Source organism: Bacillus cereus group sp. BceL062, from assembly GCF_051780025.1.
Taxonomy (GTDB): domain Bacteria; phylum Bacillota; class Bacilli; order Bacillales; family Bacillaceae_G; genus Bacillus_A; species Bacillus_A toyonensis.
On sequence record NZ_JBPWGY010000010.1, the window covers coordinates 59,436 to 81,251 of the forward strand.

Below are 21,816 nucleotides of genomic sequence, written 5' to 3' on the forward strand. Positions count from 1 at the left end.
ATTAGGTCATTGTATTGTAAAATAAGAAGTAAGCTACTGTATGGTTTTAGGAATTATATGATAGCTCATCTTCATATGAATGAATAAATTATAGGTAGAAAATAGAGAGAAATCTACTTATTAACGTTTTACTTTATAGGACAGGAGAGAGTACTCGTCGATTATGCAAATAAAAAACCTGTTTCAAAGCAAAGGATTTCAGAGGTTACTCGTATTAGTAATACTTGCTCTCGTGTTATATGGGTTGCAAAGTATGTTGAATTTAATATTAATTACGTTTATTCTTACGTATTTAATGGATCGATTCCAAAAGTTTATTTCTCGCAAATTAGATAATTTTATGCCCATTAATCGAAAACTCATTATAGCATTTCTATACGTAATGTTAATTGGTGGAATTGCTATTACACTATTTAAATATTTACCAGTATTAACGATACAAATTTCACAATTGATTTATCAATTTAACGTATTTTTAAGAAATCCACCGGATAGTGAATTGATTAAGTATGCGGTTAATGCTGTCAATCATATGGAACTTTCGAAATATGTAGGACAAGGCGTAGACATTTTGTATAAATCTATTACGAATGTTGGGAAGTTCGGTCTTCAAGTTTTACTTTCTTTAATTTTAAGTTTATTTTTCTTGTTGGAAAAGGCCCGTATCGTTGCTTTTACTGCAAAGTTTAAAGAAAGCAGGCTTGCAATTTTCTATCATGAAATTGAGTACTTCGGAAAGAAATTTGCACGTTCATTTGGAAAAGTAATTGAAGCACAATTTTTAATTGCGGTTGTTAACTGTGTTTTATCTGTTATTGCATTATGGATATTAGGATTTCCACAATTATTAGGTTTAGCGTTAATGATCTTCTTACTTGGTTTAATTCCAGTAGCTGGGGTTATTATTTCGTTATTCCCGCTTTGTATGATTGCTTACAATATCGGCGGTATTATGTACGTTGTTTATATTTTAGTTATCGTAACAGTTATTCATGCACTTGAAAGTTACGTATTGAATCCGAAGTTTATGTCCCAAAAAACAAATTTACCGATTTTTTATACGTTTATGGTATTAATTTTCTCAGAGCACTTTTTAGGTGTGTGGGGACTTATTATCGGTATTCCGATCTTCATTTTCTTATTAGATGTTTTAGATGTAACGAGTGATGAAATGGAGAGGGATATTGAAAAAAATAGAGTGAAGTAAAGAAAAAGCATCGATATTCGATGCTTTTTCTTTTATAACATTATGTTTCTTATGCCATACTGTAAGAAGAATATAGAATAGGGGTGAAATAATGGCTGTAAATGAAAAGATAGAATTGGCTACATTTGCTGGCGGGTGCTTCTGGTGCATGGTTTCGCCATTTGAAGAGATGGAAGGTATTATAAAGGTCGTTTCTGGCTATACAGGTGGTCATAAAGAAGATCCAACCTATAAAGAAGTTTGTTCAGAAACGACGGGACATTATGAAGCGGTACAAATTACATTTGATGCAAATAAAATGCCGTATGAAGAGTTGCTTCAAATATATTGGAGACAGATTGATCCAACTGACGTCGGCGGACAATTCCACGACCGTGGACAGTCTTATGAAACGGTGATTTTTTATCATAATGAAGAACAACAGAAAAAGGCAGAGGCTTCAAAAGAAGAACTTGCGAAGAGTGAGCGATTTTCAAAGCCAATTGCGACAAAAATATTGCCAGCTGCTACATTTTATCCAGCTGAAGAATATCATCAAGGATATCATAAGAAAAATACATTCCGCTATGAGTTATATCGTAAAGGATCGGGACGAGATGCTTTTATTAAGCAACATTGGCCAAAGGATAATGCTCATTTAAAAGAAAAACTCAATGAGATGCAGTTTTATGTAACACAGGAAAACGGTACAGAACCACCATTCCGAAATGAGTATTGGAACCATAAAGAAGAAGGTCTTTATGTAGATATCGTTTCAGGCGAGCCATTGTTTACTTCTATAGATAAATTTGATAGTGGATGTGGCTGGCCGAGCTTTACGAAACCGGTGATGTCAGCTAGTGTGAAAGAAAAAATGGATGTTAGTCATAATATGACGCGCACGGAAGTGAGAAGTAAGGAAGGAGATTCACATCTTGGGCATGTATTTCCAGACGGCCCAGGACCAAATGGCCTTCGTTATTGTATAAATTCAGCAGCTCTTCGATTTATCCCAAAAGAGGAGTTAGAGAAAGAGGGATATGGAGATTGCCTAATCTTGTTTGGAGATAAAAAATAACCTCGCTAATTGCGAGGTTATTTTTTTACTTTTTTCTTTTTAAACTTGCTTAATACTTCATAAACGATTGGAACGATAAGAAGTGTTAATAATGTTGAACTCGTTAATCCACCAATTACAGTTACACCAAGTCCTTTAGAAATTAAGCCGCTGCCTTCAAATCCTAATGCAAGCGGGATAAGAGCCCCGATTGTTGCAATTGCAGTCATTAAAATTGGACGAAGGCGTGTAGCACCAGCTTCTAGTAATGCTTCACGTGTGGATAAACCTTCATTTTCTTTATGAATAACACGGTCAATAAGCACGATGGCGTTTGTTACAACGATACCGATTAACATAAGCGCACCAATCATTGCAGATACACTTAACGTTTCACCAGAGATTAGTAAGGCAACGAGTGCACCAATGATTGTGAATGGTAGCGAGAATAAGATCGCAAATGGTGCAAGGGCACCACCAAATGTAACGACAAGAACGAAGTATACAATGGCAATCGCAGCTAACATCGCTAAGCCAAGTTGTTTGAATGATTCTTGAATATCCTTTGTAACGCCTCCCATAGAAACGTCTACACCAGAAGGAAGATCCATTTTATCTACTTCTTTTTGAACTGCAGCAGATGCTTTTGAAACGTCATCCGATGTTAATTTCGCACTAACTTCTGCATAAACGCGACCATCACGATGTTTTACTGTGTTAGAAGTTTCACCTTCTTTTACAGTCATCACATCTTTAACAGCAATTTCATTGCCAAGTGGTGTTGTAATTTTTCGATTTGTTAAATCATCGATTGTATCATAATTTTGTTTTTCAGCTTCTACATATACATTTACATCTTTACCGTCTTTTTTAATTGTTGTTAAAACAGGGCGATCATGTTGATTAGAAAGGCCCATTCCAATTTGAGCGGCCGTTAGACCCATTTTACTTAGCTTTTCTTGATCTGCTACTAAAGTGTACTCTGCATATGTTTTTGCAATACTAGAGTCTATGTCTTTTAAATCTTTGTTTTTCTTCATGATATTTTGAATATCTTTTACGACAGGCTTAATGTCTTCCGAGCTATCTCCGTAAACGTATAGTTTAATTTCATTACTACCGCCACTTGCTCCGAAATCTTGGTTTTTCCATTCGCCTTTTCCAGACATCTTTTGTAAATCTTTCACAACTTGTTCTTTTTCTTTTTCAAAGTTTTTCGTATCGTTATCATATTGAACGAAGAACATTGCTTGATTTGATTGACCAGGACTCATTGGGTTTTCGCCACCTAATGAGAATTGAATTGTTTTGACGTCTTTATTATTTTGGAAGTGCTTCTCAGCTTTCGTTGCAATTTTTTCAACGTCTTCTAATGTTTGACCTGGCTCTGGATTGTATGTTGTAATAATCATTTTTTCTTCTTCAGAAGGTAAGAAGCTTACACCGATAATCGGCACAAGTGCGAGACTACCAACTAATAGAAGGACAGCGATACTTGATGTAATGATTTTATGATTTAAAGCCCATGCAAGTATGCGTTTATAACCGTTTGCTAATTTACTTGGTTTCTCTTCGTGATGTACTTCTTTTTCTCTCATGCTCTCTTTTTTAAATAAAGAATGAGCTAGCATTGGTACGATTGTAACTGCTACTAGTAACGATGCTAATAAAGCGAAGACGATAGTTAAGGCGAATGGTAAGAACATTTCACCAATCATACCTTTTACAAGTCCAAGAGGTAAGAATACAGCAATGGTTACAATAGTAGAAGACATAATTGGGACAAACATTTCCTTCGTAGCTTCACGAATTAAATCTTTTCCGCGTAGTTTCTCTTCTGATAACGACATTCTTCGGTAAATATTTTCAATAACAACAATGGAGTCATCGACAACGCGTCCGATAGCGACTGTCATTGCTCCAAGCGTCATAATGTTAAGCGTAATATCCATTTGCTTTATAACTAAAACAGCAATTAATAAAGAAAGTGGTATAGAAACGACAGAGATTAATGTTGTTCGGATATTTCGTAGGAACAACATAATAATAACAATCGCAAAGATAGCCCCGAAAATTGCTTTGCTAAGCATTGTTTCAACTGATTTCTCAATCGGTGCACCTTGGTCGAAGGTTGAGATGATTTCTAAGTCTTTATATTTTTTCTCAAGGTCTTTTACTTTATCTTTCACAGCATTTACAACATCAACCGTATTTGCATCAGCAGCCTTCACAATTTGAATTCCAATGGCTTCTTTTCCATTCGTTCGAGAAATAGATTCTGCTTTCCCAACTTCTTTAATGTCAGCAATTTCGTCTAATGTAACTGTTGGAATTCCATTCATAGCGGCTGGATTCATTTGCGGCGTTTGTGCACCGGCTCCAGCATTTTGATTACCTTGAGCGCTAGGTGCTGAAGGTACAGCTGGGATTTTTAGCTCTTTTAATGCTTTGATTGTTGTAATATTTCCATCTACAATAACTGATTTTTCCGTGTCTTTAAATGTATATAAGCCAAGTGGTAAAGATACATCCGATCCTTTAATCACATTTTTTACAGCATCTTCACTTAAACCTAATTCTTTCATCTTATCTTTCTTGAAAACAAGTTGTACTTCATCTACTTGTTGACCTGAAATTTGAACAGATGCAACACCATCAAGTCCTTTTAATCCTGGAATAACATTTTTTTCTACATTTTCTGTTAACGTAGCTAAAGATTCATTTTTACTTGCTACACTTAACGAAATAACAGGAAAGGCATTAAAGTTTACTCGTGAAACTTTCGGATCTTTTACGCCTTCAGGAAGTTTCACATTCGCGAGAGCTTCTTTAATTTCTGTTTCGGCCTTTTCCATATTTTTATCAAAATCATACTCTACTTGAATAGAAGATGCGTTTTGAAAAGATGATGAACTCACAACGTTTACACCGCTTAAATTTTGCAATTGCTCTTCCATCGGTTTTGAAACTTTGTCAGCTACTTCTTCTGGTGTAGCACCAGGATAAACCGTAGTTACTGTTACAACAGGTGTTGTAATATCAGGAATTGTTTCCAGTTTCATATTAAGCCCAGAATATATCCCTGCAATGGTAACAATAATGGTTAGTAGCCAAACTGCGAACTTATTTTTTAATGAGAAATTGATGATTTTGTTCATGTTTGTGCTCCCTTTATATCGTATTGACCAACTGGTCAGTCTAATACATAATATAACTGACTGATTGGTCAGTAGTCAATGAAAAGAGATGGTATAATAAAATCAAATTCGAGTTTATAATATGATGCGAGATTAAACGTAGGAGAGAAGATATGAAAGAAAAAGAGCGCTTAATTATAGAGATGGCTATGAAGTTATTTGCGACTAAGGGTGTAAATGCGACATCAGTGCAGGAAATTGTGACAGCTTGTGGTATATCTAAGGGAGCTTTTTATTTATACTTTAAATCGAAAGATGAGCTTTTATTAGCAACACTTCGATATTATTATGACAAGATTCAAAATAAAATGATGGATATTGAAAAAGAATCACTATTACCGCGTGAAAAATTTGAAAAACAATTGTGCTGCCAGTTTAATGATATACAAAAGCATAAGGAATTTATTATTATGCATGCGAGGGAAAATGCTATTCCATTTAATAAAGAAGTAGAAGAATTTATGATGCGGATGAAATTGGAATCTCATGCATTTTATCGAAATAGTTTGTTGTCTATTTATGGTGACAAGGTTATGCCGTATTTATTAGATTTAGTAATTATGGCAGAAGGGATCTGCCGTGGATATTTAGAATTAATTATTTTACAAGCGCCAGAAATTGATTTGTCCTATGTATCGGCTTTTATTTTAAAAAGGGTGGATCATTTAGTAGATGGACTTATAGAATCTTCGGAAGAACCTGTTTTACATGAAGAAAGACTTGGAGAGTTTCTTTGTAAATCAGAGCTTATTAAAGAACAAGTTAAGGAGCATTTTTTAAAAGAAATAATTGTTTTTAAGCGTACATTAGCTGATCAATTAGAAGATGATGAATTACTTATTACGCTAGATGTTTTAGAGGCAGAAATGAGATTGCCAAATCCAAGGGTCCCAGTCATTCAAGGGATGTTGTCTAATTTAGATGTATACCCAAATTTAAAAGAGTTCCGTTTGAGACTTATGGGGTATTACAATATAAAAAGGTAACAATGATAGTTTTCATTGTTACCTTTTTTATTATGCATTCACTTTTTCTTTTTTCTGTGCAGCCTCTTCTTGTTCAATATTGATCGTTTCTTTCACGATATAAATCGGACGGTTTTTACTTTCGTCATAAATACGAGCAATATACTGACCGACGATTCCAAGACCAAGTAACTGAATACCGCTAAAGAATGTAATAGCAACCATAATGGATGCCCAACCTGTTTGAGTACCATCGCCGATGATTTTCACAGTAATTGTATACAGCAAGACAATTATAGAAATGAGAACTGATAATAAGCCTAAAGACATAACAATTCGTAACGGTTTTGTCGAAAAGGCAATGATACCGTCTGATGCAAATTTAATCATTTTCTTTAATGGATATTTTGTTTCACCAGCAAAACGCTCGTCACGTTCATATTCAACATACGTTTGGCGGAAGCCAACCCAAGACATCATACCGCGAATAAAGCGATTTCGTTCTGTCATTTGATTGAACACATCAGCAACTTTGCGATCGATGATTCGGAAATCACCTGTATCTTTTGGGATATCGATATCAGACATATAGTTTAAGAATTTATAGAAATATTTAGCAGTTAAAAGTTTAAACCAAGTTTCACCTTTACGTTGTTTACGTTTTGCATAAACAACTTCATATCCTTCTTCCCATTTGGCAATAAGCTCAGGAATAACTTCTGGTGGATCTTGTAAATCTGCATCTATAATTACAATAGCGTCACCTTTTGCAGCAGCAATACCCGCTGTAACAGCTACTTGATGTCCGAAGTTACGTGCAAAATCAACAATTTTTGTACGGTAATCATTTGCTGCAATCTCAGATAAAATGTCCATTGTACGATCTGTACTACCATCGTTTACAAAGACAAATTCATAATTAATATTATTTTGAAGCATAACGGACTTTAAACGATTATAACATTCCTGTGCCACTTCTTCCTCGAAGTACATAGGAACTACAACCGAAATTAATTTTTCCATGTTGTATCCTCCGTAGTTTTAATAAGTTGCTTAAGTTTAATTGGTAGCCTGTTCAGTTTGGTTGAATGTCCAAATTTTATTAAGGATAAAATTTATAACCATTCCAACACCAATTGCGAAGATTTGTGCAATAAATGCATTAAAGGTAAGTTTATCTACTAATATAAACAAACATAATGTATTAAAAGCCAATACAATTAAATTTACAGTTAGAAACTTAAAGAACATTGACGTGCTTTTATTATTAGGTTTAAACACCCAATTTTTATTCCAATAATAGCTATTGGCAACACCAATTAAATAGGCAATGGTATTCGCAACAAGATAGTTCATCCCGAGCTTTACCAATATCCCAAAACTAATAATTGTAATGAGTGTATTAAAGATTCCTACTAAACCAAACTTTAAGAGTTTTTCCATCATAGTATCCTCATTTTTATAAAATAGAAAATATAGAAAGATTATTCATACATAACAAATACATATTATAACATATTTTATGGTGAAACGTTATTTGTTTTAATTAGGGAAAATATGAAAAGAACGAGCGATATATGTAAAGTCTAGTTATATATATGGTATGATTGATTTACGATCGACAATTAGAAAAGGTATAGTGTGAGCAAAAAAAATGGGTATTTTAGGTTTTTGGGTAGAAATGAAGGGCCCTACATATTCATTACATTTTTGTAAAGGAGATACCACTATTCTTATAGTAATGTATAAAGGAGTAAATTGTATTGAACTTATTTTTAAAAGGAATGTCTACTTTCTCTACACGAGCGGTATATATCATATACGGATTTTTTGCTTCGGTATTATTTATTAATTATTTTTCAGATACACAAAAATATAATTACGTAATATTATTAACGGGTGTTTTATTATTATCTATAGTAGGAAGTTTTATCCTTAGAAAAGGCTCGCTGTATCTAGAAAAATTAAATGAAAAAAAATGCTTTTTCGTTTTAGTAATCGTTTGTTTAGCAGTTAAATTAACATGGGTGCTCAGCTATCAAATTCAGCCATTAGTTGATTATGCTACGTTTTATTATACTGCAGAAGAATTAAGTGAAAGCTTCGTTATTAATAAGAGATACATAGCATTATTTCCACATATTTTTGGTTATGCGTCCGTCTTAAGTATTTTCTTGAAGATATTTGGCTCTAGTTATATGATACCACCTATTTTGAATGTTATCCTAACTACAATATCAATGGGATTAATATATGCTATATCTAGAAAAATTGGTGGGGTAAAAACTGCAATAACAGCAAGTGTTTTATGGATCGCGTTACCTTCGCAAACCATGTATAATATGTTTGCATTGTCAGAGCCGCTCTATTGTACAGTACTGTTGTTGATTTGGATGATTATGATAATCGTTCATGAGAAAATCGCCAATATAAATATAAAAAGATTACTTGTTTATTCCATTTTAATAGCAGCGTTACTTGCATTTATGAATATGGTACGACCAATTGCAGCAGTTCCAATTATAGCTCTAGTGATATGGTTCTTTATTATAGATATAAAGCAAATTGGGAATAAAAAAATATGGTTAAATAAGATAACATATGTAGGGGTTATCGTTGTCGGATACCTTATTTTTTCCTCGGCGATAAATCAGTATATAACATTACGTTTAGGTGAAGAAATAGCATCAACCCCGGGTTATAATATTTATGTAGGATTTAATGAGGAAAGTTCGGGGAAATGGAATAAGCCAGATGCTGAACTATTGTTTTATTATAGTGATAAACCAGGATGGACTGCTGATGATGCTCAACAGAAAATGCTAGAAGAAGCAAAAGAAAGGGTGCAAAGTGGTAATATCGACTTTGTGAAACTATTCTCCGATAAATTCTTTTCGTTTTTAGGTGATGATAGTTCAGCAGTGGACTATGCTGGGCCTGTATTAGATAATATAGTACGATATACTGTAGCATCGAATATGTTTTATTACTTCTTAATTGCTACCTCAATACTAGGTGTATTAGTGGCTATAAAAAATAAAAATAAATCTTCTCTATTTATTATTTGCTTATTTGCAATAGGGCTAACAATGGCACAGTTGTTAGTAGAAGTGGCATCAAGATATCATTATTCAGCTACAATATCAATGGTAATCTTGGCTGCTTTTGGTATAAATCATGCTTTCAATAAAAAAGAGAATATAGATATAAATGAAAAGGCATGAGTTCGGTATTGTACCGGGCTCATGCCTTTTTATTCGGTTTTAATTTGTTTTGATGATTAAAACCTTACTGTATTTTATACTTTTGAGGTTTTTCTATTTGATATAAATCGATAGCATAAATATAGCCCATAGCTTTGAATGATGGTAAAGCTAGGCATGATGAAGTATCGATATCTTGTTTGGTATTCGATTAAGAAATGAACAGTTACGTAACCAATTATTAATAATAAAAATAGTGTGTAATGCGTGTTGTTTTGCTTAGTCAATATGAGATAAAGAAGTGCTAATGTACTGAATAGCATAGATGTAGTATATATATACTTTTCATATTTCGTAAGGTCGTCTTTTAAAGTAATCATATCATTATCTGTGTTCCCAAGTGTTAGTAGACTCCATACTGGGGCGGAGTCGTACTCTGCCCACATGAGTATGAACTTATCACCAAATAACGATAAAACCTTTTGTGGATCAGCTAATCGTTCTTGAATCAGTTTCTTTTCAGCAGCTTTTCGTTCTTCGCCAATCTCAAGGGACATAATATATTCCGCATCTGCTGCAGAATAGCCACCTTTTGTTTCGTGATTAAATCCTACTGTAAACTTCCAGAGAGGATCACGGTTAGATAGTGGATATTGTGTAATTCCCGCAGATATAAACGAATAACTTATAATGTAATGAACAAGGTAAAATACAACGAAAATCCCACAAAGTTTTTTTATAGAAGTGAAAATATCTTGCTTTGATTTCCCTAACATACCGTGTAAAAAGACATAAATAGTTACTGCAATCAAGATTATACCACCAAGCGGACGCATGATGTCCCCTAAGGAAAGTGAAACTCCTATAAAAATCCACATATATTTATGGCTTAATCCTTTTGTAATTAATAAATAAAATCCAAGGTAAAATAGGAACGTGGCAAGATGCTGATTTGTTAGGACTGAGCTCAGCACAATACTTGGGATATATACTGCATATAGTAATCCAGCCACGCGTCCGGACCACTCATTAAATATGTGAGAAGTTATTTTGTAAACGAGAAATGTTGTTCCAGTGCAATAGAATACATTTAAGAGTTTTAGAAGGAAGGTCCCTTCACCAAATAAATTAACAATAAAAGCTTCGTACATTGTAAATCCAAGTTGATAAACCCACGAAGTATAATATATGCTTTGAGCAAAACTAAAATCTCCTTTAGTCGCTTGTAAAGCACCATTGTACATCATACCAAAATCTGATTCGACAGGAGTTTGGATATTAAGAATCCAGATTAATCGAATAGAGAAAGCTAAAATGATAAGTGAAATGGCGAACATTAATTTTGACATATATTTATTGGAAATATAGCCAATTAGTAAAAATAAAATCCCTATTAGAATAATACTTGGGATTATAATAAGTAAACGAGTGTTGGCCTGTTCTCTAACTACATATACTGAGTGCCATGTAATAGCTCCAGAAATAATGAGACATAGCACTAACAATGATTTCACAAAAAATGTATTGAGTTTTAGAAAAAATGAACTTTGCATTATAATTAAAAACTCCTTATTGAATTTTATGGCTATTTTAAGGAAAAATCCCTTTACACACTAAGTGGTGGTGTAAAGGGATGATTTCAGGTGATTAAGAATTTTCTTGGGCCCATTTTTCTACATCCCAAGTTTTTGTTATCCAATCTTCATAAAAATCGGGTTCGTGGCATACAAGAAGAATTGTTCCTTTATATGCTTTCATCGCCTTTTTTAGTTCCTCTTTTGCTGTAACATCAAGGTGGTTCGTCGGCTCGTCAAATAGTAACCAGTTGCTGTCTTCTCCCATTAGCTTACATAAACGAACCTTTGCTTGTTCACCACCGCTTAATTGGTTCAGTGGACGAGAAATATGTTCATTTTTCAAACCGCATTTTGCTAGCATTGCACGTACTTGGTGTTGGTCCATGCTAGGGAATGTATTCCAAACATCATCGATTGGTGTTATATTATCAGCTTTTACTTCTTGTTCGAAGTATGATGGATTTAAGAAGTCACCAAGACTTGTTTTTCCGCTTAATGGTTTGATCTTACCTAAAATTGTCTTTAATAGTGTTGACTTACCGACCCCATTACATCCAACGATTGCAATTTTTTCACCACGTTCGATTGTCATCGTTAATTTTGGTAATAACGGATGTGTATATCCAATCTCTACATTTTCTCCTTCAAAGACGAATCGGCTACTTGCGCGACTCTCTTTAAATGAGAATTCAGGTTTAATTGCTGTTTCAGGACGATCGATACGTTCCATACGATCGAGTTGTTTTTGACGACTCTTTGCACGACCTGTCGTTGAGTAGCGAGCCTTATTTTTCGCAATAAAATCTTCTTGTTTTTTAATAAATTCTTTTTGTTTTTCGTAAGCATTAATATGTTGGTTTTTATTAATTTCCGCAAGTTCTAGGAATTTTTCATATGTCGCTGTATAACGCGTCATTTTTGTAAACTCTAGATGGAAAATAATATCGACACATTTATTCATAAATTCCGTATCATGGGAAATTAATAGGAATGCATGTGGATATTCTTTTAAATAATTTGTTAACCAATGAATATGTTCAACGTCTAGATAGTTGGTAGGTTCATCTAATAGTAATACTTCTGGTTGTTCAAGTAGTAATTTTGCAAGTAACACTTTTGTACGTTGTCCACCACTTAATGCGGCAACATCACGATCTAAACCAATTGCGTCAATTCCAAGACCACGCGCTGCTTCCTCAATTTTCATATCTAATAAATAGAAACCCCCTGCTTCAAGAGCATCTTGTATTTCTGCCATTTGCTCAAGAAGCTCTTCTAATTCTTCAGGTGTAGCAGTTCCCATTTTTTCTGTAACTTCATTTAAAGCTTTTTCTTGTTCAAATAAAGGTAAAAACGCATCTGCTAATATGTCACGAATTGTGCGGCCAGGTGTTAAAATTGTATGTTGGTCTAAGTAACCATAATTTGTACCAGGTGTCCATTCAACTCGGCCTTCATCATGGATAAGTTGACCAGTAATTATATTCATAAATGTTGATTTACCAACACCGTTTGCTCCAACTAATCCAACGTGTTCTCCTGCGAGTAAGCGCATGGATACATCTTTAAATAATGTACGATCACCAAATGTATGGCCTAATTTTTCAACAGTTAATAAGCTCATAATGTCCTCCGTTCAATTCTAAATAGTGTCTTGAATCATGATACTAAATTCTTCGATATAATGCTATCATTTCAAAAATGTATATTTTTTCAAATAAGGAGTTGCATTATTTTGGAAAAAATATATAATATAATTGAACAGTGGTTAATTAAATCGTGAGGTATAAAAAATGTCGCCAAGAAGAGCAGTCAAACAAGAGTTAACAAGAGAAATGATTATGAACGTAGCAAGAAATTTATTTGTACAACAAGGATATCAGCACACTTCAATGCGTAAAATTGCGACGGAACTAGGGTATAGCCATGGTTCAATTTATTACCATTTTAAAAATAAAGCTGAACTTTTTTATGCGATGGTAGAACAAGACTTTCAATTGTTAAATGAAAAGTTAGATGAGATTAGTAAAAGAAACTTATCTCGAGAAGAGCAGTTAAAAGCAGTTTTATTTGGTTTTATAGAGTTTGGTTTGAAAAATCAAAGTCATTATGAAATTATGTTTTTAATTAAAAACGATGAGTTAAAGGAATGTTTGGCAGACGGCCCAAATGTTAGTTATGAAAAATTTGCAAAGGTTGTTTTTTCTTTATGTAATAAAAAAATAGATACAATGACGATATGGTCTGTCTTTTTATCATTACATGGGTTTGTCGCACATTATTGCGGAAGTGGGCAAACATTTGAAGAATTAAAGGGGCTTGCTCAAGTGCATGTAGAGTTTATTTCAAAATCGCTTCTAATGTAGGTGATTTTCTTTTTGTTATTAATTGAACAGTGGTTAATTAATTAGAGGGGGAACTTATGATGAGAAAAGCGTTAGTACTGGGAGCATCAGGAGCAATGGGATATGCGATTACAAAGGAGTTATGTAATAGAGGGATTGATGTAGTTGCCTTTGCAAGAAATAAGGAGAAGTTGGAGAATTTATTTCAAGGAGAGGAACATATACAAACAGTAGCAGGAGATGTATTTGTAAAAGAGGATATAATAGATGCCGCGAAAGGTGTAGATGTTATATTCCATGCTGTAAATATCCCATATTCAGATTGGGAAAAGAAGCAACATAAACTATTAAGAAACATATTGGAAGTAGCAAAAGAGAGTGATAGTAAGTTAGGGATCGTTGATAATATTTATGCATATGGAAGGCAAAATCAAAGGCTGGTTAAAGAAGATGCTGAAAAGAATCCTCATACGAAGAAGGGGAAAATACGATTACAACTTGAAGCGATGGCAAAGCAGAGTAGCGTCAAAATGTTTATTGCTCATTTTCCTGATTTTTACGGTCCAAATGCGGAAAGCACACTTGTTCATCATACTTTACATGGCGTACTTGCAAATAAAGTGTCTAGCTTTGTTGGAGATAAGAGAATTGCACGCGAGTATATTTTTACGCCAGATGGTGCAAAAGCGATGGTTGAATTAGCGTTATGTGAGGAGGCTTATGGACAACAGTGGAACATACCAGGTTGCGGTGTCATTACCGGAGAAGAGATGATGCAATATATACGCGAATTGACGGGATATACAAAACAAGTTATGACCGTAAAAAGAGGAATAATAAAGTTAATGGGTTTATTTGATAAGCAGATGAAAGAATATGTAGAAATGCTCTATTTGACAGAAAAACCGGTTGTATTAAGTGGAGAAAAATATGAAATGCTCATTGGGAAAGTACCTAAAACATCTTATCGCGAAGGATTAGAGGAAACAATCTTATCTATGCAAAAGAAATAAAAGGTGTAACCATTTCATAGAAATGGTTACACCTTTTTCATATGAGTTTATTTTAAATATCCACGAATAATCCCGCGTAAACGATTTGCATGGAATTTACGTTTATCATTAGAAATATTTTGTGTCATACGGAATGTGGCAGCAGCAACAGCACGTAAGAAATAAGGGAATCCATAATGTAAGCGAATCACTCTGCCAAAACCGCCAGCATAAGAAATGGCACGTTTTAATGATTGTTCATTTATAACTTCTTCTTTTACAGGATGGTATACGAACAGATCTTTTCTAAATAAACCAGTGTGGTCTTTTTTCATACCGCGTAGAACAAAGTCGGTTTCTTCACCAGCTCCATAAATCGTTCCAGAGCCAACACCTAAATCCTCGTCGAATGTACCTACATCTTGTACAAATTGTTTTGTAAAGAATAGTGTAAAAGAGGGACCTAAAAATCCATATTTGTTATTAAGAATAATGTCTGTATTAGGTGCAAGTATTAAAGAACCAGTTCCTTCAACATTAGTAGTGTTTGTTGATATAAACTGAACATCGTTATTAGAGTTGAAAGTTTCTAATATACTTTCTAAAACATTTGTTTCATAAATACAATCGTCATCTGGAAAAGCGATGATATCGCCATCCGCTACTTTTAATCCAGTATTTCGAGCTCTAGATAACCCTTTAATAGGTGTATAAATGTAGTTAATAGAAAATTTTTCTTTATATTCATCAAAGAGATCCGAGATTGGAGTATCATTTTGATCTACTACGATGAGTTCAAAGTTTTGGTAAGTTTGTTTTTCAAGTGATTTTAGTAAGTCAAGAATATCATCACGTCTGCCACAAGTAGCCATGATTAAAGAGAATTTCAATTTTAACAGCTCCTTTAAGAATTACGTTTAAGCTTTTTTAAATCGTGCTTGTATTTTTTCTATTAGAGTAAAGAGAATTTCATCCTTTGTTAAGAAAAGGATAAGAGCATATGTTAATCCGCATGCTACCATGACTAGGAGAACTTGTAGTATTTGCCCAGATACGAACATACGAATAACGAATGCTATTGGTACAAATGTTAGTGAATAAAATAGATATTTAAGTTTTGGCATATCAAATAATGTATAATTCACTTTTAATTTCTTTTTAACATAAATATATTCAAGTACAATTAATAAACTGTTAGCAATTGTAGTTGTGAAAATTGCTGTCGCTGGTGTAAGCACATGGAAGAATATTAGTGCAATATTAGATGCTAGGTTAATAAACCCGCAAATGAATAAGAAGCGTACTAAAATACCTTCCTTCTTTTTAACATAAATAATTTGATTCGATAAAATAGATTCAATACCAACTGTAATCATATAGAAAGCGAACACAATTAATGTATTACCAGCCCCAGCAAATTCTGATCCACCATAAATGACAACAGCTCCGTGAGCAATGAGCATTAAACCAATTGCGGCGGGAAATAGGGTAATAAAATACACTTTTGAAATTTTGTTTAACAAAGATTCATACTCACTTTCAGATGCATTTCCTGATAAGTAAGAAAGCCGTGGAATCGTTACTTGTACAACGCTTAACATAAGTGTATTAATAATGGTCATAATTTGAAAAGCCATAACGTAGTAAGCGACCTCTGCTTTTCCGGCGTATTCACCTAACACAAGACGATCTAATTGTGTATATAAAATATTAGCATTTGAAAAAATGACGACTAATAGCAACGGTTTTAAATGCGGGATAATGGTTAAGTTAGAAAAATCAAACTTAACTTGGCGTTTCACATATACAAAGCTAATAGAATGATTTAAAAATGTTGATAGTGCTAATAAACCTGCGAATGTTTTATAATCATCCACTCCATGAACTAGGCAGAAAAGCAGTACAACATAAATTAGTCGAACAATAACTGTTTTTTTAGTGATGAAGTCATAATTTTCATACGCTTCATTGAACCATTCCACATAAAATAGATTGGAAATAAAATTGAAGCCAAAAATAAGAAGAACAGGAAATAAGCTTTTATTTCCATATCCAATATAACTAAAGGCTAAAAAAGCACATAAAGCTAAAAGGCTAGTTGTAACATTAATTACATAGAGACTTGTGAATAATTGAGAAACTTTCTTTTTATCATTTTTAATTAAGCTAACTTCACGTAAGCCATATTGATATACACCAAAAACCGCGAATATGAAAAAGTAATTAAAAATAGTTTCAGCAAAGTTAACAGTTCCCATTGAATTGGCTCCTAGCATGCGGTATGCGTATGGACCAACTAAGATGGGAAGTATAATGTTAAACGTATTGAGTAGTATTTTATAAAAAATATTTGAAACAATAGACTTTTGCATAGTTTCACCTTTCCATTAAAGTAATACAATTTAATTAAAATGCGTTTTATATTAAAGTTTTTAAGTAGGGATAATTACTTCAACTAAAATGAAATTGTTTTTCGTTGGTAAAGAATAATGATCGTTTTTTATTGTATTTTGATATAGTAAAAAACAAGGCGTTTTCTACACAACTTGCAAATTTTTAAATTAGTTTGCTGACCGCCCGTATAAGTGTACCTTACATAAACTTTGTAAAGCAACTATTCCTCGATTAGAAGCGAGTTATAAATAGAACTTTATACACTAGAAAAAGTTAATATTGAAATAGCCTAGCCAAGATATGTATAAAAATATTACATAGTATTTGTGAAAAGACGTAGAGATTGTACGAGAGACTTGAACTGTTTATAAAGAAATGAGCGAATACAATTTAGTTATCCGCTCAGAAGGTATTTTCGATATTGAAATTTTATACACTCCAAGGCTTATTTAAAGTTAATACCTCAGCCATTTCTTTGCTTTTTAAACGTCCTTTTTTTCGGGTCTCAGCACGTTCGGAACCAGTTTTATGCAACCAATGTTCTTCCTCAGTTTCTGGTAATACTTGAGGTACAGAAGAAGGTTTTCCATCTTGTAATGCTACGAATGTAATAAAGCAAGTAGCAGCGATACGGCGTTCTCCCTCTAATAAATTTTCTGCAATTATTTTTACGAAGACTTCCATAGATGATTTCCCAGTATAGCAAACAAATGCCTCATAACAAACAGAGTCAGCTTGATGAATAGGTGTTAAAAAATCAACAGAATCAATGGATGCTGTCACACAATGCTTGCGACTATGCCTTGCTGCTGCAATAGAAGCAATACTATCAATTTCAGCCAATAATTTGCCACCAAATAATGTTTGATGGTTGTTTAAATCATTTGGAAAAACACGTGTTGTTTTAATTGCTTTTGATTCTCTCATAAATTTCTTTTCCATATATTCAGCCCCTAGTGTACATTTTCAATCAGAGTGACATGTTCTTTATGACATAAAAGGAAGGTTAGTTCCTATTTGATTTTACCGGGTATTTAAACAAGTAAAATGTATGAGTAGAGGAGTAATAATACTTTTGAAAGTATATTCATGTAACTGAAAGAAAATTTATTTTGTCTAAAGTGTAGTGTAAAAGAGGATTCGCTTACATTGCAAGTGAAAAAGTAATGACTATATATTTGTCATAGAAATTCCCTATCAGCCGTGTACCTATTCATGATAGAATCGTTTTGTTATGAATGGAGATAGAGGTGCAATGGACATATGAATCATATACAAACAAATTTTTCGTCTTTTTTCAGTAAAATAATGATTGGTGCGATGCTCGCATTTTTTGTTTATAGTTGTTGGTCAGCGTTTGAAACAAGTAAGCAATTTTTTGGAGGAAGTACAACGAGTGTAACAATCGTATTGGCAATTTTCGTCATCCTCATATTGTTAGTGGCATCAATTTTACAATATCGTTTTACAGATAAACAATTTTTTATTTTTCTTATGAGCGTATCTATAGTTGTGAGAGTTAGTATGGTTTTATTTGTAGATGTTCCGATCATCGGTGATATGAAAGCGATGTATGAGTCTGCAAAGCAGATTGCAATTGGCAATAATATAGAGAATGTAACACAGTTACCCTTTATCATTTATGAATCGATAGTTATTCGTATATTTGGTGATACGGTATTTGTTTTACAGTTATTTAATATTTTGTTCTGTACAGGAACTGCATTTTTAATTTATCGTATTGCCGCTATGGTTTTTGGGGAAGAATGTGGTCGCATTGCGTCCGTATTTTACGCTTTATATATTCCAAATATATTTATGAGTTCCTTATTAGCGCCTGAGTCGCTCGCAATATGCTTATTTTATTTTGCTTGTTACATACTTTTATATAAAGGATTAGATCATCCTTATATGTGGGTGCTTTCAGCGACATTATTTGCATTTAGCAATATGCTGTTCCCAATGGGGTTATTTCTTCCTATTTTTATTGCGGTATATGTGTTGTTAATTGAATTGTTTCAATCCGCAACGAAACAAAAAATACTATTAAAGATGATAGGGATGCTTATTCTATTTTATAGTGTTCATTTTGGCGTGAGTTACGGAATTAAGACGATGGGAATGTCACAATATACGATTTCGAATGAGACGTATGTTCAATCGGTTTTAATCGGTAAAAATCAAAAAGAGGAAAAAATACCGGGAAATCAAACTGTAATAGAACATATTGATCAAAAGTTAAAAGAGATTGAGAGTGAAAGATTTAAACTGCTAAAACCAGTAATGAATCAGTTTTCAGATGAGGGGATAAATTCTATCCTATTCAAATGTGAAAAGCTGATATATATAGCGATAACATTATTCATGGCTATAGCTTTATTACATTTCCTTATTAAGAAACAAAAGAATGAAGGATACATGTTGTTCTTATTGTTGATTAGCGGATATGTATTGCTAAAAATCTTTCAAGTAGATATGGCATACTATAATATTATTATGCCAGCATTGTTTATTTTACAAAGCTTCGGTGTCTATATGAGTTATGTATATTGTCAAAAAATATTTTTTAGAAAATAAAAAGAATCCAAAATGGATTCTTTTTTTATTGTTAGATGATGAAAAATCGTTATTAATATAAGCTTGGCCTTATCGGTTTAGTTCTAGTTGTAGACTATCAGCTGTTAGAGCCATTTTTGAAGAATCGTCTTGAATGCCCTTCATTACTTGCGAAATAGCTTCTAATTCATTTTCAATTTTTTTATTCTGTTCTTTCGAATTAGACATATCTTTTACGATTTCATGGAAGTATTGATCTGTCGCGTACATACTATCAGTTCCTTCAGATACGAGAGAACTAATTTGTTTTACAGAAGAAGAAACATGAATAATCTGTTCATTTGTTTTTTCAACGAGTTTTGTAACGTTGGAGATCGATTCTTTCGTTTGCTCTGATAATTTTCGGATTTCTCCAGCTACAACAGAAAAACCTTTGCCAAACTCTCCAGCACGTGCAGATTCAATAGCAGCGTTTAGTGCTAGTAAATTTGTTTGCTCTGCAATTGATTTAACGATATCTATGATTTCGTTAATTTTGTTAGAAATATTGAGAAGTTCATGAGTATCTGTAATGATAGTTTCCATATTTGTTTGAATGTATCCCATTCGTTTGTTTTGCTGATTTAATTGTTCTTTACCTTTATTAGCTTTTTCTTCTGATGTTGTTGCTAATGATGTACCGGTTTTGGCAATCTCTACAATAGTTTCGGATTTAGCAGTTAACTTTTGAATAGAAGAGCTTGTTTTTTCAGATACAGCTGCTAGTTCATTTGCAATATGTGTAATTGTCATAGCCGTTATTTCTTTTTCTTTTTCATGTTCTTTTTGAATTTGTTCATACTCAGATTCATAAGCTGCAAGAACAAGCTCTTGTTCAAGTGTGAATAATTTATTTATTACATTTATAGAATATGAAAAATCATCGATTATTGTAATCTTTGTTTGTAAAATCTTTATGATGGAACGGAATAATTCTTGATAGGCAGCCGTATACCATTTTCTATGTAAGCCAATTTGAACATGTCTTTTGGCAATTCTGACACGTTGTTCAATAAAATCTTCGTGCATATCTCCACTGAATAATTCTTTAATATGTGTTTTTAAAGTTTGTTTTAGTTTTGGAATAGAGCTGTAACGTTCAATAATAGTAATTAAATTAGGTTGTTTTGTAATATTGGCATAGAATTTTTCTGTAATCCAATCTATTTCCTCATAAATAAAGGGCTGTAGTACTTTTACAATTTGTAAATCTTCCTTTGAAATATGTAGCATATCCATTTGAATCCTTAATTCGGAATTAGCAGGTACGTTAAAGGTTATTTGTTGTTCCTTACTTAATTCAATTATACTGGTGTTTGTTTTATGAGTATGTTTTTTAAAAACCCCAAGCATCGTTCTTCCCCCTGTTTGTGAAGCGTTTTCATTTTTGTTTCTAATATAATTATATATTTTTATATTCAATTACTCTATATCTGTGTATAGAATAGTATATAAATTAAGAGAATTCTATGTAGAATTCTCTTAATGACCTTTATTAATTTTAGCATGTGTTTTAAAGAAAACAGGGAAATGTACATTATATATTACAGTGACGACACGAATAATGAATGTTACTAATAAACAAACATAGAAAGCTAATACGTGCGCCCCCATTGCATGTGTGATTAAGAAGCTAATTGCTCCTAATATAGAAGCGATTGCGTAAATTTCTTTTCGGAATACGTAAGGGATATCTTGGGCGCATATATCACGCAAAATACCGCCTCCAATCCCCGTAATGACTCCCATTGAAACAACTAAAAATGAGGCATCAACATGATGTGACATTGCCGCATTTGCACCAATGGCTGTAAAAACACCTAAGCCAACAGCATCAGAAAGCATAATAACGACTTGAAGTTTATTGATACGCTCAAAAAACATACAAGTAAATAGTGCTGATAATACGCTTACGAAAAAGTAAATAGGTTTTACAAATGCGACAGGAGGCAGGTTACCGATCATAATATCACGAATAATACCGCCGCCGAGCGCAGTAGCTACAGCTAAACAAAGGACACCGAATAAATCTAAATCTTTTTTTAAACCAACTAATGTACCAGAAATAGCAGCGGCGATAATGCCAAGAAACGTAAATATGTCGATTAATAACATGGCTGTAATCCCTTCCTCCTAAAGATGTTCCAGAGAAAAAATATACACTAAAGTTATGTAAATAACAATGCATTTTCGTTACATGTAGAAAAAAAGAAAAAATAAGGAAGGAAAGCGTTTGAAAATGCAAATTTACTTTTTTTATGAGGTAAGGTTGGATAGAAATGTGAGACGTTTAATTAAAAAATAT

17 protein-coding genes and 1 pseudogene are annotated in these 21,816 nt (G+C 33.1%); 7 read left to right on the plus strand and 11 right to left on the minus strand.

The features are described 5' to 3' along the window. Positions 1-163: 163 nt before the first annotated feature. Both ACS2MN_RS21820 and msrB read left to right on the plus strand, forming a co-directional pair. Positions 164-1,207 (plus strand): AI-2E family transporter, encoded by a 1,044-nt coding sequence (locus ACS2MN_RS21820; protein ID WP_001166024.1) that lies wholly within the window; start codon positions 164-166, stop codon positions 1,205-1,207. A gap of 91 nt (positions 1,208-1,298) precedes the next feature. Beyond that, positions 1,299-2,264 (plus strand): peptide-methionine (R)-S-oxide reductase MsrB, encoded by a 966-nt coding sequence (gene msrB, locus ACS2MN_RS21825; protein WP_087950786.1) that lies wholly within the window; start codon positions 1,299-1,301, stop codon positions 2,262-2,264. Positions 2,265-2,281: 17 nt separating this feature from the next. Here the strand turns inward: msrB and ACS2MN_RS21830 are convergent, their stop codons facing one another. Beyond that, on the minus strand, positions 2,282-5,401 hold the full coding sequence (locus ACS2MN_RS21830) for an efflux RND transporter permease subunit (RefSeq protein ID WP_346994760.1): 3,120 nt from the start codon (positions 5,399-5,401) through the stop codon (positions 2,282-2,284). A gap of 152 nt (positions 5,402-5,553) precedes the next feature. Between ACS2MN_RS21830 and ACS2MN_RS21835 the strand changes: the two genes are divergently transcribed. Next, positions 5,554-6,426: a TetR/AcrR family transcriptional regulator gene (locus ACS2MN_RS21835; protein WP_087950788.1), complete on the plus strand. Its 873-nt coding sequence runs from the start codon at positions 5,554-5,556 to the stop codon at positions 6,424-6,426. A 30-nt stretch (positions 6,427-6,456) separates the two neighbouring features. Here the strand turns inward: ACS2MN_RS21835 and ACS2MN_RS21840 are convergent, their stop codons facing one another. Together ACS2MN_RS21840 and ACS2MN_RS21845 are read right to left on the minus strand one after the other, a co-directional pair. Continuing rightward, positions 6,457-7,428 carry a glycosyltransferase family 2 protein gene (locus tag ACS2MN_RS21840; RefSeq protein WP_087950789.1) on the minus strand — a complete coding sequence of 324 codons (972 nt, stop codon included), beginning with the start codon at positions 7,426-7,428 and terminating at the stop codon, positions 6,457-6,459. Positions 7,429-7,464: 36 nt separating this feature from the next. Then, positions 7,465-7,848: a GtrA family protein gene (locus ACS2MN_RS21845; RefSeq protein ID WP_000413274.1), complete on the minus strand. Its 384-nt coding sequence runs from the start codon at positions 7,846-7,848 to the stop codon at positions 7,465-7,467. Positions 7,849-8,168: 320 nt separating this feature from the next. Between ACS2MN_RS21845 and ACS2MN_RS21850 the strand changes: the two genes are divergently transcribed. Beyond that, entirely contained in the window at positions 8,169-9,629 is a 1,461-nt protein-coding gene (locus tag ACS2MN_RS21850; RefSeq protein ID WP_001048187.1) for a glycosyltransferase family 39 protein, read from the plus strand. Positions 9,630-9,703: 74 nt separating this feature from the next. Here the strand turns inward: ACS2MN_RS21850 and ACS2MN_RS21855 are convergent, their stop codons facing one another. Together ACS2MN_RS21855 and ACS2MN_RS21860 are read right to left on the minus strand one after the other, a co-directional pair. Beyond that, on the minus strand, positions 9,704-11,161 hold the full coding sequence (locus tag ACS2MN_RS21855) for a glycosyltransferase family 39 protein (RefSeq protein WP_001191900.1): 1,458 nt from the start codon (positions 11,159-11,161) through the stop codon (positions 9,704-9,706). Positions 11,162-11,255: 94 nt separating this feature from the next. Further along, on the minus strand, positions 11,256-12,809 hold the full coding sequence (locus ACS2MN_RS21860; protein WP_000055386.1) for an ABC-F family ATP-binding cassette domain-containing protein: 1,554 nt from the start codon (positions 12,807-12,809) through the stop codon (positions 11,256-11,258). A 169-nt stretch (positions 12,810-12,978) separates the two neighbouring features. Here ACS2MN_RS21860 and ACS2MN_RS21865 point away from each other — a divergent pair, with 169 nt between their 5' ends. Further along, positions 12,979-13,551, plus strand: a complete 573-nt coding sequence (locus ACS2MN_RS21865) for a TetR/AcrR family transcriptional regulator (RefSeq protein WP_016107332.1) — start codon at positions 12,979-12,981, stop codon at positions 13,549-13,551. 56 nt (positions 13,552-13,607) lie between these two features. Then, positions 13,608-14,543, plus strand: a complete 936-nt coding sequence (locus tag ACS2MN_RS21870) for an SDR family NAD(P)-dependent oxidoreductase (protein WP_002046064.1) — start codon at positions 13,608-13,610, stop codon at positions 14,541-14,543. A gap of 47 nt (positions 14,544-14,590) precedes the next feature. On the opposite strand, the gene ACS2MN_RS21875 is transcribed toward ACS2MN_RS21870, so the two are convergent. From ACS2MN_RS21875 to ACS2MN_RS21885, 3 genes are all read right to left on the minus strand, one after another. Then, the gene (locus ACS2MN_RS21875) at positions 14,591-15,412 is read right to left on the minus strand and encodes a glycosyltransferase family 2 protein (RefSeq protein ID WP_000672689.1); all 822 of its coding nucleotides are present in this window, start codon (positions 15,410-15,412) and stop codon (positions 14,591-14,593) included. Positions 15,413-15,439: 27 nt separating this feature from the next. Then, positions 15,440-16,894, minus strand: coding sequence for an oligosaccharide flippase family protein (locus ACS2MN_RS21880; RefSeq protein WP_346994761.1), 1,455 nt, complete (start codon positions 16,892-16,894; stop codon positions 15,440-15,442). Between the two features lie 451 nt (positions 16,895-17,345). Then, the gene (locus ACS2MN_RS21885; protein WP_000412115.1) at positions 17,346-17,858 is read right to left on the minus strand and encodes an acyl-CoA thioesterase; all 513 of its coding nucleotides are present in this window, start codon (positions 17,856-17,858) and stop codon (positions 17,346-17,348) included. 321 nt (positions 17,859-18,179) lie between these two features. Here ACS2MN_RS21885 and ACS2MN_RS21890 point away from each other — a divergent pair, with 321 nt between their 5' ends. Next, entirely contained in the window at positions 18,180-19,493 is a 1,314-nt protein-coding gene (locus ACS2MN_RS21890) for an ArnT family glycosyltransferase (RefSeq protein ID WP_098710711.1), read from the plus strand. 69 nt (positions 19,494-19,562) lie between these two features. Here the strand turns inward: ACS2MN_RS21890 and ACS2MN_RS21895 are convergent, their stop codons facing one another. The 3 genes and pseudogenes from ACS2MN_RS21895 to ACS2MN_RS21905 all read right to left on the minus strand — a co-directional run bounded on the left by ACS2MN_RS21895 (position 19,563) and on the right by ACS2MN_RS21905 (position 21,626). After that, the gene (locus ACS2MN_RS21895; RefSeq protein WP_370115450.1) at positions 19,563-20,264 is read right to left on the minus strand and encodes a methyl-accepting chemotaxis protein; all 702 of its coding nucleotides are present in this window, start codon (positions 20,262-20,264) and stop codon (positions 19,563-19,565) included. A 102-nt stretch (positions 20,265-20,366) separates the two neighbouring features. Continuing rightward, positions 20,367-20,864: pseudogene (locus tag ACS2MN_RS21900) on the minus strand (protoglobin family protein); the annotation flags it as partial. Between the two features lie 129 nt (positions 20,865-20,993). Continuing rightward, positions 20,994-21,626 (minus strand): trimeric intracellular cation channel family protein, encoded by a 633-nt coding sequence (locus ACS2MN_RS21905; protein WP_000924369.1) that lies wholly within the window; start codon positions 21,624-21,626, stop codon positions 20,994-20,996. Positions 21,627-21,816: the final 190 nt, after the last annotated feature.